Source organism: Castellaniella hirudinis (genome assembly GCF_047468865.1).
Lineage (GTDB): Bacteria > Pseudomonadota > Gammaproteobacteria > Burkholderiales > Burkholderiaceae_B > Castellaniella > Castellaniella hirudinis_A.
In genome coordinates this window covers 60,477-72,537 of sequence record NZ_JBLGTV010000004.1, presented here as the reverse complement: position 1 = coordinate 72,537, position 12,061 = coordinate 60,477, and the positions used below count along the sequence as shown (strand labels likewise).

Genomic DNA, 12,061 nt, shown 5'->3' with positions numbered 1-12,061 from the left:
GCCTAGCGGACCAGGCTGGGGCGTTTCGGGTCAAAGCGCCAGCCGGGAATCAAGCATTGCATGCCGATGGCGTCGTCCCGGCCGCCCAGCCCCTGATCCAGGTACAGGGCGTGCGCGCGCGCCAGGCGATCCGGGTCGATCCGCACCCCCAGGCCGGGCGCATCCGGCACTCGGATTCGGCCGCCCGAGATCCGCAGCGGATCGGTCGTCAAGTGCTGGCCGTCCTGCCAGATCCAGTGCGTGTCGATGGCGGTGATGGCGCCCGGGGCGGCGGCGGCCACATGGGTGAACATGGCCAGCGAGACATCGAAGTGATTGTTGGAATGCGAGCCCCAGGTCAGGCCCCAGTCGTGGCACAGTTGCGCCACGCGCACCGAGCCGCGCAGGGTCCAGAAGTGGGGATCGGCCAGGGGGATGTCCACCGCGTGCAGCTGTACCGCGTGCATCATTTCGCGCCAGTCGGTGGCGATCATGTTGGTGGCTGTGCGCAAGCCCGTGGCGCGGCGGAACTCGGCCATGACTTCGCGCCCGGAATAGCCGTTTTCCGCCCCGCAGGGGTCTTCCGCATAGGCCAGGACATGGTGCTGGTCGCGGCATAGGCGGATGGCTTCCCGCAGGGGCCAGGCGCCGTTGGGATCCAGGGTGATGTGGGCTTGGGGGAAGTGTTCCGCCAGGGCGGTGACGGCTTCGATCTCGGCCTCGCCCGCCAGCACGCCGCCTTTCAGCTTGAAGTGCCGGAAGCCATAGCGGTCGTGGGCCGCCCGGGCCAGGCGCACGATGGCGTCGGCGTCCAGGGCGGGCTGGTTGCGCAGGCGGAACCAGGGGTCGTCGTCTGTGTTTTCCTGGCGGTAGCCCAGGGGGGCCTGGCGGGCGTCGCCGATATAGAACAGATAGCCCAGGGCTTCGACCGCATCGCGTTGGCGGCCATCGGCCAGCAGGGCCGCCACCGGCATCCCCAGGTGCTGGCCCAGGAGATCCAGCAGGGCGGCTTCGAGCGCGGTGACGGCGTGCACCCCGGTGCGCAGGTCGAAGGTCTGGTTGCCGCGGCGGTCATCCTCCCGGCCCTGGGTGGATCGGTTGCAGTGCGCCAGCAGTTCGTTCAGTTGACCGATGGGCTGGCCGATCAGTTGCCGGCCCAGGCGCTCGATTTCCGCCCGGATGGCCTCGCCGCCGGGGACTTCCCCCACGCCCTGGTGGCCGGCTTCGTCGTCCACCAGGACGATGTTGCGGGTGAAATAAGGGCCGTGGGCGCCACTGAGGTTCAGCAGCATGCTGTCCTGGCCGGCGACGGGCACCACCCGGATCTGGCGAATGCGCGGTGTGTGGGCGGTTGATGATGGTTGCATGATCAGTGTTCGCTCCGGGAAATGTGCCAGGGGTTGGCGGCCTGCAGGGCAGGAGGCAGCAGGCGATCCGGGATGTCTTGGTAGCAGACGGGCCGCAGGAAGCGGCGGATGGCCAGAGTGCCCACCGAGGTGGTGCGGCTGTCGGAGGTGGCCGGGTAGGGGCCGCCGTGGACCATGGCGTCGCAGACTTCGACCCCAGTGGGGAAGCCGTTGGCCAGGATGCGTCCGGCCTTGAGTTCCAGAATGGGGATGAGCGCGGCGGCCAGCGCATCGTCCGCGCCGGGCTGCAGATGCAGGGTGGCCGTCAGTTGGCCTTCCAGTGCCCGGGCGATGGCCTGGAATTCATCCGGGCTGGCGCAGCGGATGATCAGCGCGCTGGCCCCGAAGATTTCAACCCCCAGCCGTTCGGGGTCGGCCAGGAAGTGATGGGCTGTGGTGCTGGCCAGGCTGGCCTGGCAGTGGGCCGGGCTGTCGTCGGTCTGGCCCCGGGCCAGGGGGTCGATGGCGGGATGCGCCAGCAACTGCTTGACGCCGTGCCGGTACGCCTGGGCGATGCCGGTGGTCAGCATGGTGGCGGCGGGCGCGGCCTGCACGTTCTGGCTGGCGCGGGCCGCGAAGCGATCCAGATCCGGGCCATCCAGGGCGATGATGAGGCCCGGGTTGGTGCAGAGTTGGCCGGCGCTGCCCAGCAGCGATGCGGCGAATTGGTCGGCCAGACTGTCGGCGCGGGCGGCCAGCGCGCCCGGCAGCAGATAGACCGGGTTGGTGCTGCTCATTTCAGCGTATACCGGGATAGGCACGGGGCGCTGGGCGGCGGCCTGCATCAGGGCGATGCCGCCCTGGCGCGAACCCGTGAAGCCCACCGCCCGGATGCCGGGGTGGCGCACCAGGGCCAGGCCCAGCGCGATGTCCGGCCCGGCCAGCAGGGAAAACACGCCTTCGGGCAGCTGGCATTGCTGGACGGCCGCTCGGATGGCGTGGCCGATGATTTCCGACGTGCCCGGGTGCGCCGGGTGGGCCTTGACCACCACGGGAGCCCCGGCCGCCAGGGCCGAGGCGGTGTCGCCGCCCGCCACGGAAAAGGCCAGGGGAAAGTTGCTGGCGCCGAAGATGGCCACGGGGCCCAGCGGGATCTGGCGCATGCGCAAGTCGCTGCGTGGCGCAGGCTTGCGTTCGGGCTGGGCGTAGTCGATGCGGGCATCCAGCCAGTCGCCGTCGCGCACCACCCGGGCGAACAGGCGCAGCTGGTTGACGGTGCGCCCGCGTTCGCCTTCCAGGCGGGCGCGGGGCAGGCCGGTTTCCAGCATGGCGCGGTCGATGAGTTCGTCGCCGGTGTCGAGAATGGCTTGGGCGATGGCGTCCAGGAAGGCGGCGCGGGTGTCCAGCGAGGTTTCGCGGTAGACCCCGAAGGCCTGGGTTGCCAGGGCCACGGCCTGGTCGATCTGGCTGGCATCGGCGCCGTGCCAGGCCGGGGCGATGGCCTGGCCGGTGGCGGGGTTGACCGCCTGGAATGCGGGGCCGGTGCCGGCCTGATTGTGCTGGCCGATCAACTGTGTGCCGGTGATGGGCATAGGGAATCCTCCGGGTAGATTATTTTCAAGATTAAGTTATCATACAACTAAATTATTTACGAGTGTGGAAGCAAGAATAAATCCGTATTTATTGGCTAATTTCTTGTTTTCCTGGCTTTATCGCTGTTTTTCAAGAGATACTATCTGTTGTTTTCAGGCCCGCTGGGCGCGTCAGGTCGATCCCTGTCTCCCCGGCGTTCTGTCCGGCGCATCCAAGCGCCGGTCTTCGGTGCTTGGCCTTGTCGGATCGGGCATCGGGGCCGGCCGGGCTCATTTCCCGATCTTTTCCTTCAAAGAGGATTTTTTTCATGTCTCGTTCCGAAACATCCCATTTTTCCGCGTCGGCCCAGGCGGCGGCCCAGTCCGACGGCGGGGCCGACCGCATCGCCTGGATCAAGTTGTCCCTGGCTTTTTTGCCTCTGCCCACCCCCATCAGCGATGCCAAAGTCTTTACCGGCCGTCAAAAGCCCCTGACCGAAGTGGCCATGGTTTTTTGTGAAATCCGCACGCGCGATGGCCACGAGGGGCTGGGGTTCGCCTATTCCAAGCGGGCCGGCGGCCCGGGGCTGTACGCCCACGCCAAGGAAATCGCGCCCACGCTGCTGGGCGAAGACCCCAGCGATATCCAGCGCCTGTGGGATCAACTGTGCTGGGCCGGGGCCTCGGTGGGCCGCAGCGGCCTTACGGTTCAGGCCATTGCGCCTTTTGACATCGCCCTGTGGGATCTGAAAGCCAAGCGCGCCGGCCTGCCGCTGGCCAAGCTGCTGGGGGCGCACCGGGATTCCGTGCGCCTGTACAACACGTCGGGCGGGTTTTTGTCCACGCCGCTGGATCAGGTTCTGGACAATGTCGATGCCTCGCGTGCCCGGGGGATCGGCGGCATCAAGATCAAGGTCGGCCATCCCGACCATGCCGTTGATCTGCGGCGGGTGGATGCCGTGCGCAAGCGCCTGGGCGATGATTTTCCACTGATGGTGGATGCCAATCAGCAATGGGATCGCATGACGGCGGCCCGCATGTGCCGCGCCCTGGAACCCTATGCCCTGACCTGGATCGAGGAGCCTCTGGATGCTTACGACGCCAAGGGCCATGCCGCGCTGGCCGCCGCCTTCGACACGCCGATCGCCACCGGCGAAATGCTGACCAGCTTCCGGGAGCACGCCGAACTCATCGAAGCCCATGCGTCCGATTTTTTTCAGCCCGATGCCCCGCGTGTGGGCGGCATCACCCAGTTCATCAAGATCATGCAGCTGGCCGACTATCATGGCCTGAGCATGGCGCCGCATTTCGCCATGGAAATCCACCTGCACCTGTCGGCGGCCTATCCACGCGAACCCTGGCTGGAACACTTCGAGTGGCTGGAACCCCTGTTCAATGAACGCCTGGTCATGCGCGAGGGCCGCATGGACGTGCCCGACCGGCCCGGCCTGGGCTTCAGCCTCAGCGACCAGGCCCGCGCCTGGACGCGGGACAGCGCCGAATGCGGCCGGCAGCCTTGAGATTGATTGCCAGAAGGGCGGCTTTGGCCGACAGACGCCGCCCCCGATGACCCGCCGGGCTGCCCCACTGCGGCGCAGCCCGGGGGCTTTTACGACGCCTTCTCGATGGTCAAGGTGATGCCGACGGACAAAGTGGCCCCCGGGGCCAGGCTGTGCAGACCCGTGCCGGGCACCCCTGCGGCGGCCAGGTTGACCGCGTCGCAGACGTGGGTGGCGGGTTCGACACACAGATAGCGGCCGGCATTGCAGTGCAGAACCAGGTGGCGCAGCGCCCCGTGGGCCCGCATCCGCAGGCCCGGGCCGCTGGGCCAGTGGATATGCGCCTGGCCGTCCCAGTCGGATAGGTACACTGTCCAGGTGCCGTCGTCGCGCCGCCATTGCGCGCAGGTGTTGGGCCGGGGAAAGCGGGCCAGTTCCTGTTCGTGCGCCCAGTCGGTTCGGGCGTGGGCCTGGACGCGGTCTGCCGTGAAATACGGATGCAGGCCCAGCCCGGCGGGCATGGGGCGGGTATCCTGGTTGCGCAGGCTCAGACGGATGTCCAGCCGCCCGTCGGCCGATAATCGAATGGTTTGCCGTGCCGACCAGGCCCAGGGCCAGCCATCGTCGCCGGCGGGGTGTCGCAGGCCCAGCGCGACTTGGCCCGCCTGCTGTCGCAGAACCTCCCAGGTCATGCGCTGGGCCTGGCCGTGCAGGGCGTGCGCCTGGCCGGGCAGGGGCTGGATGGCGATGTCCCGGCCGTCCCAGCGCATCCGTGCTTGGCGGATGCGGTTGGAAAACGGGATCAGGGGAAACAAGCCCCCTTTGGGCCATTCCGGGGCGGGCCAGGCGGATGCTGTGATGGGCGTCAGCCAATCTCGCGGGCCGTCCTCCAGCAGGCTGGTCCAGCGCAGTATCCGGCCGCCGGCTGCCGGCGCCAGCACCAGTTGGTGGGGGCCTTGGCGCAGGCTCAGGCACCGGGCAGGCGCGGCGTCCAGCGTGATGGGCATCGTCATGGGCTGCCCGCGCCGGCGGCGCGGCTGGGTTCAGGCCTCACGCGGGGCTTCCTTGACCCGGCTGACCAGTTGCGTCGGGCTGACGAAGCGCAGCGCGATCAGCACCCAGATCATGGTGATGCCCATGTAGATCATGGCCATGGCGTCAATCGCCTGGGGCGCCCGCACCCCGGTGGAAAACACGGCGTAGTACAGGGCCACCACCAGGGTTTGCGAACTGGGGCCGGCGGTAAAAAAGGTCAGCTCGAACAGACTGATGGTGCGCACCAGCACCAGCAGGCCGGCGGCCAGCATGCCGGGCACCAACAGCGGGGCCAGCACGTGGCGGAAATACTGGAAGGTATTGGCGCCGAAGATCCGGGCGGCGGATTCCAGCCCCGGGTCGATCTGCTCGATGAACGGCGTCATCACCAGGATGACGAAGGGCAGGGCGGGCACCAGATTGGACAGGATCACCCCGGTCAGGGTGCCGCCCACGCCGATCTGGTACAGCGCCGTGGCCATGGGGATTCCGTAGGTGACCGGGGGCACCAGCATGGGGATGAGGATCAGCAGCATGACCAGCCGCTTGCCGGGAAACCGGGCGCGCGCCAGGGCGTAGGCGGCGGGCACGCCCAGCAGGATTGCCAGCACGACGACGGCGGCGACCACCTGCAGGGTGACGACCAGGATGTGGGCCAGCTGGAAGTCCTGCCAGGCCCGGCCGTACCAGTCCAAGGTGAGGCCGTCGGGCAGCAAGGTGCCGAACCATTGGGTGGCCACCGAGTTGACCATCACCGTCAGGATCATGAAGATCACGTTCAGCAGGAAAAAGCCCATCAGCGTCCAGAGGCTGGCGCGCCAGAGCCAGCCCCAGCGTCGGGCGCTGGAGGCTGCGGAGTGTGGATTGGATGGCATGTTGTCTACCCCTTGCCGCTGGTGGCGGGCCCCGTATAGAAAGCCCGCCGGAATGCGAAGATTGCGCAGACGATCAACAGCTGCACAAAACCCATGACGATGGCGATGGCCGAGGCCATGCCGTAGTCGTATTGTTCAAAGGCCGCCTCGTAGGCTGCGATGGAGATCACCCGTGTAGGCCCCGCCGGGGCGCCCAGCAGAATGGCGGACGGAAACACGGCGAAAGTCTGCACGAAGGACAGGGCCGCCGCCATGCTCAGGCCCGGCACCAGCAGGGGCAGATAGATCAGGCGGAACTGCTGCCAGGCGTTGGCCCCCAGCGTGCCGGCCGCTTTGGCCAGGGTGGGGTCGATGCCCGAGATATAGGACAGGGTCAGCAGGAAAACGAAGGGGAAGTCCGAGATGATCAGGGAGATCAGCACCCCCCAGTAGTTGTGGGTCAGGCGCACTTCTTCGGTGTACAGGCCCAGGCCTTGCACCAGTTGCGAGAACCAGCCCACCGGGCTGTAGAACGTCAGCATGCCGTCGGCGATCAGCACGGTGCCCAGGGTGATGGGGATCACCAGAATCGTGGTGACGATGCGCTGCTTGCGGCTGTTGCGGCGCAGGGCAAACGCCACGGGCACGGCCAGGCCCACGTTGATCAGCGTCGCCGGGGCTGCCAGCTTGAACGTGGCCCACAGGGTGCCGACCTGGGTGGACGTGGTGAAGAATGCCACGTAGTTGGCCCAGAGGCCGCCGCCGTCCATGGGCTGGAATGAAATCACCACCCCGTACAGGAAAGGGTAGACGAACAGGCCCAGCAACACGATCACGGCGGGGGCGGCGAGCCAGCCGCGCCGGTCGCCCCGGGGCATCGGGCTGAGGGCGGCGCTGCTCATAGGGCCTCCGCATAGGCCAGCACGCGGTCGGCGGGGATGTGCAGCCGCACGGCGTCGCCGGGCTGGAAATCGCCGCTGATCCGCACGAACAGCTCGCCGATGGGGCTGTCGACGACCAGCAGCGAACTGTGGCCGCCGAATTCGATCTGCTGGACGGTCGCGGCCAGGGTGTTGTCCTGTTCGGCTCCGGCCAGCTGGAAGTCGTCCGGGCGCATGGCGACCGCCACCTGCCGGACGCCTTCGGGCGCTTGCATCGAGACCCCCTGCAACGTCTGTTGCGCGCGCCGCAGCGTCATGCGCGGGCCGCTGTGCTGGGCGACGTCGAAGGCCAGCACGTTGCGATAGCCCATGAAACGCGCCACGTGCAGGTTGCGCGGCCGCCCATAGACCTCCCGGGGGGCGCCGACCTGTTGCACGGTGCCCGCCCGCATCACGACGATGCGGTCGGCCATGGAGAGGGCTTCGTCCTGGTCGTGCGTGACGTAAATCGTGGCGCGTTCCAGCTGGCGGTGGATGCGGCGGATTTCGGCCCGCATTTCGACGCGCAGCTTGGCGTCCAGGTTGGACAGGGGTTCGTCCATCAGGATGACGGGCGGTTCGATGACGATGGCGCGGGCAATCGCCACGCGCTGCTGCTGGCCGCCGGACAGTTGCCCCGGCAGCTTGGATTCGTGGCCTTCCAGCTGCACCAGCGCCAGGGCGGCCTTGACCCGCTGGGCGGTTTCCTGCTTGGGCACGCCGCGCATGCGCAGGCCGAACCCCACGTTGTCGCGGATCGTCATGTGGGGAAACAGGGCGTAGTTCTGGAACACCATGCCAAAACCCCGTTTTTCGGGCGGCAGGGTGTCGATGCGGGTGTCGTCCAGCCAGATGCTGCCGGCGCTCAGGTCGGCGAGGCCGGCCAGGCAGTTCAGGGCGGTCGATTTGCCGCAGCCCGACGGCCCCAGCAGGGCGATGAATTCGCCGCGCTGAATATCCAGGCTGAGATCGCTCAGGGCGGCGACAGTCGCGCCGGATGCGGTGGGGTACTGGCGCCCGATGCCGTCCAGTCGCAGCTGTTTGAAAGAGTCATTCATAGTGGGAAATCCGGGGAGGCGAGCCCTTGCGCCGCAGCCGCCGGGCCGGGCGCAAGGGGGGTGGACACGGTTTATTTTTTCAGGGCGCCGATGTCGGTGTCCCATTTATGGAAGGCTTCGACCATGGCCTTGGCGTCCAGCGGCACGGCGGAAGGCCGACGCGCCGTCAGCTCCTCATATTCGGGGCGGCCGAATTTCTCGATGATCTCCTGGCTTTCCTTGGGCGCGGCGGACAGGGGCACGTCGCGGATGGCGGGGCCGGGATAAAAGTAGCCCGCGTCATACGTCATGGCCTGCTGCGTGGGCTGCATCATGAATGTCATCAGCTTGAACAGCACTTCCTGCTTTTCCGCCGAGACCCCCTTGGGGATCACCATATAGTGGGCGTCGTTCACCCAGGTGAAGTTCTCGAAAGCCTGAATCTTGAAGTCGGCCGGCACGATGCCCAGGGCACGCGGGTTGATGTCCCAGCCCGTCACCGTGGGGGTCATGGTGCGGCTGCCCTGGCCCAGCTCTTTCATGATGGCCGACGTGCCGCCGGGGTAGTAGGGCACGCATTCGTTCAGGTCTTTCAGGAATTTCCAGGTGTTGTCCCAGCCGTTGATGGGGTCGTAGGGATCCTTGTCGCCCAGCAGGTAGGGCAGGCCCATCAGGAAAGTGCGCCCCGGGCCGGAGTTCGCGGGCCGGGCGTACAGGAATTGGCCGGGGTTGGCCTGGCACCAGGCCAGCAGTTCGGCCGGGGTCTTGGGCGGATTCTCGACCTTGTGGGGGTTGTATTCCAGCAGGGGGCCGGATTGCATGAAACTGACTTCCAGCCCGTAGCCCTTGGCCAGTTCCTGCATGCGGGCGGCGTTGCGCGTGTATTTGTTCAGGATGTCCTGGAATTTGTCTTGGTGCGCGGGCAGCAGCTCTACCCACAGGTCTTGTTCAATCCCCGCCGACAGCGCATCGGTGCCGGTCAGAACCAGGTCGATGTCCGCCCGGTTGGCTTTTTGCATGGCCTTGATCTTGCCGGGTATCTGGGGGGCCGGGGCGTTGGTGAAGGTCATGCCGGACACCAGATCCGGGTTCTGGTCGCGGAAGGCTTCCAGCGCCTTTTGGGTGACCGCCAGGTTGCCCGCGACATCGACGATGTTGAGCGTGACCGGGGCGGCCGAGGCAGTGGCCGCGGCGCAGGCCAAGGCCAGGGCGCCTGCCAGCGTGTGCAGGGTCGCGCGGTGCGGGAAGGGGGTATTGCCTTTCATGGGGTTGTCTCCTGATAGGTTCGCCGGGTTTTGGAAAGAATGGCTTGCGTGGCATGCAAGTCCGGGCCTGGGGTTGCCGGTCGAGTCGCCGCGTGGACGGCATCCGATGGGCCTTGACGGCCCGCAGGGTCTTTTGCCGCTTGAATGGGCGAGTGAATTCCAGGTCCTTTCTTATATGTCATCATATAACTGATGCTTGAAATGTGCTTGGGAATTTTCATCCAAAGGGCAGGGTTATTTAGCTAATATCTAAATATTGTTCATATAATGAATTGAATAATATGGATATTATTTCTCGATTTTTGCTGGATAGGTATATTCCCTAATGGTGTCGGCAATCGTCGAATTCTACATTTAGATCGTCATATGACATCGTAGGCAATCCGGTGATCCGGGTTGCGCGTCTTCGTCTTTCTCAGGTGCTGCTTCATGAAACTCCAGTCGGTTCGTCTTACGCCCATCGCATTCAAAGATCCTCCCTTGCTCAATGCGGCGGGCATCCACGAACCCTACGCCTTGCGCACCATTATCGAACTCGAAAGCGATACCGGCCACATCGGCCTGGGTGAAACCTACGGCGACGCGCCGGTGCTGCAATTATTGCAAGTTTTGGCCCCCCTGCTGCGGGGGATGGATCCTTTCGATCTCAATGGGTTGCGGCGGCGGGCGCAACAGGTTGTCGACCAGGCGGCGCCCGCCGCCGCGCCGGCCTTTGCCCTCGCTCCCGGAACGGATCCGGCCAAGAATGTCCAGAAACTGTATTCGGCCTTCGAGGTCGCTTTCCTGGATATGCAGGCGCGCTACCTGGGCATGCCCCTGGTGGATTTGCTGGGCGGGCGGGTACGCGAGGCGGTGCCTTTCAGCGCCTATCTGTTCTTCAAGTATGCGCGGCACATCGACGCCCCATACGCCGATGATGCCTGGGGCGAGGCCCTGACGCCCGCTCAATTGGTGGCGCAGGCCGAAACCATGGTGTCGCGCCATGGCTTCCAGAGCATCAAGCTGAAAGCGGGGGTTCTGGCCCCCGACCAGGAAGTTGCCTGCCTGCGGGCGCTGGCGGATCGTTTTCCCGGCCTGCCGCTGCGCATCGACCCCAATGGCAATTGGTCGCTGGAAACCGCCATCCGGGTGGGCAAGCAGCTGGGCGGCGTGCTGCAGTATTACGAAGACCCTTGTCCCTCATTGAAAGAAATGGCCGCCCTGCACCAGGCCACCGGCCTGCCGCTGGCCACCAATATGGTGGTCACCGACCTGGCGCAGTTTCGCGCCAATACGACGGTTCAGGGCAGCCAGATCATTTTGTCCGACCATCATTATTGGGGCGGCCTGCGCGATACCCAGCTGCTGGCGCGCCTGTGCGAAACCTTCGGCCTGGGCTTGTCCATGCACTCCAATTCCCACCTGGGCATCAGCCTGATGGCCATGGCCCATGTGGCCGCCAGCGTGCCTTTGCTCAGTTATGCCTGCGATACGCATTACCCCTGGCTGGACCCCGCCGAAGAAGTCATTGCCGGGGGCCAACTGGCGTTTCACGACGGGGCGATTGTCCTGGGCGACGCCCCCGGCCTGGGGGTGGACATCGACCCGTCCGCTTTGGCGCGCTTGCACCAGCAGTACCTGGATTGCGGCATCCGGGCGCGCAATGACGCCGCCCAGATGCGCAAATACCAGCCGAGCTGGTCGGGCCAGGCCCCCCGGTTTTAGCGCGATGCCGTCGGGCCCGGGCGGCATGGCTTGAAGTATGATGACAGCTCTCTAACCCTTGGATGAAAGTGATCGCCATGGCCACCGCACCCGCCCGACGCTCTCGTAGTCTGACCCAGAATGTGGTGACGGCGCTCTCCGAGCGTATCCGCCAGGGCGAATTCCACGTGGGCGAGAAACTGCCCACCGAATCCGCGCTCATGGAATCCTTCGGGGTCAGCCGCACCGTCATCCGCGAGGCGATTTCCCGCCTGCAGGCCGCCGGCCTGGTCGAAACCCGCCATGGCATCGGCACGTTCCTGCTCGAACCCCAAAACGAACAACAGCTGCGCATCCGCACTGAAAACATCCTGACCATGCTGGATGTCATGGCGATCCTCGAACTGCGCATCAGCCTGGAAACCGAAGCCGCCGGCCTGGCGGCCCAGCGGCGCACCGATGCCCAGGTGCAGCAGTTGCGCGGCATTCTGGACGATTTCTCGCGGCATGTGCAAAAAAAGACGGGCAATGCCGTGGTCTCGGACGTGGCCTTCCACCTGCTGGTGGCCTCCGCCACGGGCAATCGCTATTTTCACGACATCCTGAAGCAGCTGGGGCGGGCCATCATCCCGCGCACCCGGGTGGATTCCGCCGCCATCGCCCAAGAAGAAGGCGACCGCACCCGCTATCTCGAAAGGGTGCACCTGGAACACGAAGACATCTTCAACGCCATTGTCCGCAAGGATTCCGATGCGGCGCGCGCGGCCATGCGCACGCACTTGGCCAATAGCCGCGAACGCCTGCGGCGGGCGCAGGAGGCGGTGTCGCGGCAAGGTTGACGCTGCTGGCTTGATGCTGTGGGCGCATTCGTC

11 protein-coding genes are annotated in these 12,061 nt (G+C 65.9%); 3 read left to right on the top strand and 8 right to left on the bottom strand.

What is annotated here, in order from left to right:
* Positions 1 to 2: 2 nt before the first annotated feature.
* From ACMHYJ_RS07340 to ACMHYJ_RS07330, 3 genes are all read right to left on the bottom strand, one after another.
* Complete coding sequence (locus ACMHYJ_RS07340; protein ID WP_414245696.1) at positions 3 to 1,352, bottom strand: enolase C-terminal domain-like protein; 1,350 nt, start codon at positions 1,350 to 1,352, stop codon at positions 3 to 5.
* Positions 1,349 to 2,917 (bottom strand): aldehyde dehydrogenase (NADP(+)), encoded by a 1,569-nt coding sequence (locus ACMHYJ_RS07335; protein WP_414245563.1) that lies wholly within the window; start codon positions 2,915 to 2,917, stop codon positions 1,349 to 1,351. The genes ACMHYJ_RS07340 and ACMHYJ_RS07335 overlap by 4 nt, the downstream gene beginning before the upstream one ends.
* A gap of 130 nt (positions 2,918 to 3,047) precedes the next feature.
* Positions 3,048 to 3,227, bottom strand: a complete 180-nt coding sequence (locus ACMHYJ_RS07330; protein WP_414245562.1) for a hypothetical protein — start codon at positions 3,225 to 3,227, stop codon at positions 3,048 to 3,050.
* Between ACMHYJ_RS07330 and ACMHYJ_RS07325 the strand changes: the two genes are divergently transcribed.
* Entirely contained in the window at positions 3,226 to 4,416 is a 1,191-nt protein-coding gene (locus tag ACMHYJ_RS07325) for an L-talarate/galactarate dehydratase (RefSeq protein WP_414245561.1), read from the top strand. The genes ACMHYJ_RS07330 and ACMHYJ_RS07325 overlap by 2 nt on opposite strands.
* A gap of 89 nt (positions 4,417 to 4,505) precedes the next feature.
* Here ACMHYJ_RS07325 and ACMHYJ_RS07320 read toward each other — a convergent pair whose 3' ends face one another.
* From ACMHYJ_RS07320 to ACMHYJ_RS07300, 5 genes are all read right to left on the bottom strand, one after another.
* Positions 4,506 to 5,408: an aldose epimerase gene (locus ACMHYJ_RS07320; protein WP_414245560.1), complete on the bottom strand. Its 903-nt coding sequence runs from the start codon at positions 5,406 to 5,408 to the stop codon at positions 4,506 to 4,508.
* 30 nt (positions 5,409 to 5,438) lie between these two features.
* A complete protein-coding gene (locus ACMHYJ_RS07315; RefSeq protein WP_414245695.1) occupies positions 5,439 to 6,227 on the bottom strand; it encodes an ABC transporter permease in 789 nt (262 codons plus the stop codon).
* An 83-nt stretch (positions 6,228 to 6,310) separates the two neighbouring features.
* Positions 6,311 to 7,186 (bottom strand): ABC transporter permease, encoded by an 876-nt coding sequence (locus tag ACMHYJ_RS07310; RefSeq protein ID WP_414245559.1) that lies wholly within the window; start codon positions 7,184 to 7,186, stop codon positions 6,311 to 6,313.
* Entirely contained in the window at positions 7,183 to 8,262 is a 1,080-nt protein-coding gene (locus ACMHYJ_RS07305) for an ABC transporter ATP-binding protein (protein ID WP_414245558.1), read from the bottom strand. The genes ACMHYJ_RS07310 and ACMHYJ_RS07305 overlap by 4 nt, the downstream gene beginning before the upstream one ends.
* A 71-nt stretch (positions 8,263 to 8,333) precedes the next feature.
* Positions 8,334 to 9,506: an ABC transporter substrate-binding protein gene (locus tag ACMHYJ_RS07300; RefSeq protein WP_414245557.1), complete on the bottom strand. Its 1,173-nt coding sequence runs from the start codon at positions 9,504 to 9,506 to the stop codon at positions 8,334 to 8,336.
* Between the two features lie 429 nt (positions 9,507 to 9,935).
* On the opposite strand from ACMHYJ_RS07300, the gene ACMHYJ_RS07295 reads away from it, so the two are divergent.
* Positions 9,936 to 11,210: a glucarate dehydratase family protein gene (locus ACMHYJ_RS07295; RefSeq protein WP_414245556.1), complete on the top strand. Its 1,275-nt coding sequence runs from the start codon at positions 9,936 to 9,938 to the stop codon at positions 11,208 to 11,210.
* 77 nt (positions 11,211 to 11,287) lie between these two features.
* Positions 11,288 to 12,028 (top strand): FadR/GntR family transcriptional regulator, encoded by a 741-nt coding sequence (locus ACMHYJ_RS07290; protein ID WP_414245555.1) that lies wholly within the window; start codon positions 11,288 to 11,290, stop codon positions 12,026 to 12,028.
* The last annotated feature ends 33 nt before the right edge of the window (positions 12,029 to 12,061 follow it).

Coding starts and splice junctions, on each gene's coding strand:
- ACMHYJ_RS07330 (WP_414245562.1), bottom strand. CDS start 3,227: ATGAAAAAAATCCTCTTTGAAGGAAAAGATCGGGAAATGAGCCCGGCC.
- ACMHYJ_RS07290 (WP_414245555.1), top strand. CDS start 11,288: ATGGCCACCGCACCCGCCCGACGCTCTCGTAGTCTGACCCAGAATGTG.
- ACMHYJ_RS07315 (WP_414245695.1), bottom strand. CDS start 6,227: ATGGGCTTTTTCCTGCTGAACGTGATCTTCATGATCCTGACGGTGATG.
- ACMHYJ_RS07295 (WP_414245556.1), top strand. CDS start 9,936: ATGAAACTCCAGTCGGTTCGTCTTACGCCCATCGCATTCAAAGATCCT.
- ACMHYJ_RS07305 (WP_414245558.1), bottom strand. CDS start 8,262: ATGAATGACTCTTTCAAACAGCTGCGACTGGACGGCATCGGGCGCCAG.
- ACMHYJ_RS07335 (WP_414245563.1), bottom strand. CDS start 2,917: ATGCCCATCACCGGCACACAGTTGATCGGCCAGCACAATCAGGCCGGC.
- ACMHYJ_RS07325 (WP_414245561.1), top strand. CDS start 3,226: ATGTCTCGTTCCGAAACATCCCATTTTTCCGCGTCGGCCCAGGCGGCG.
- ACMHYJ_RS07300 (WP_414245557.1), bottom strand. CDS start 9,506: ATGAAAGGCAATACCCCCTTCCCGCACCGCGCGACCCTGCACACGCTG.
- ACMHYJ_RS07310 (WP_414245559.1), bottom strand. CDS start 7,186: ATGAGCAGCGCCGCCCTCAGCCCGATGCCCCGGGGCGACCGGCGCGGC.
- ACMHYJ_RS07320 (WP_414245560.1), bottom strand. CDS start 5,408: ATGACGATGCCCATCACGCTGGACGCCGCGCCTGCCCGGTGCCTGAGC.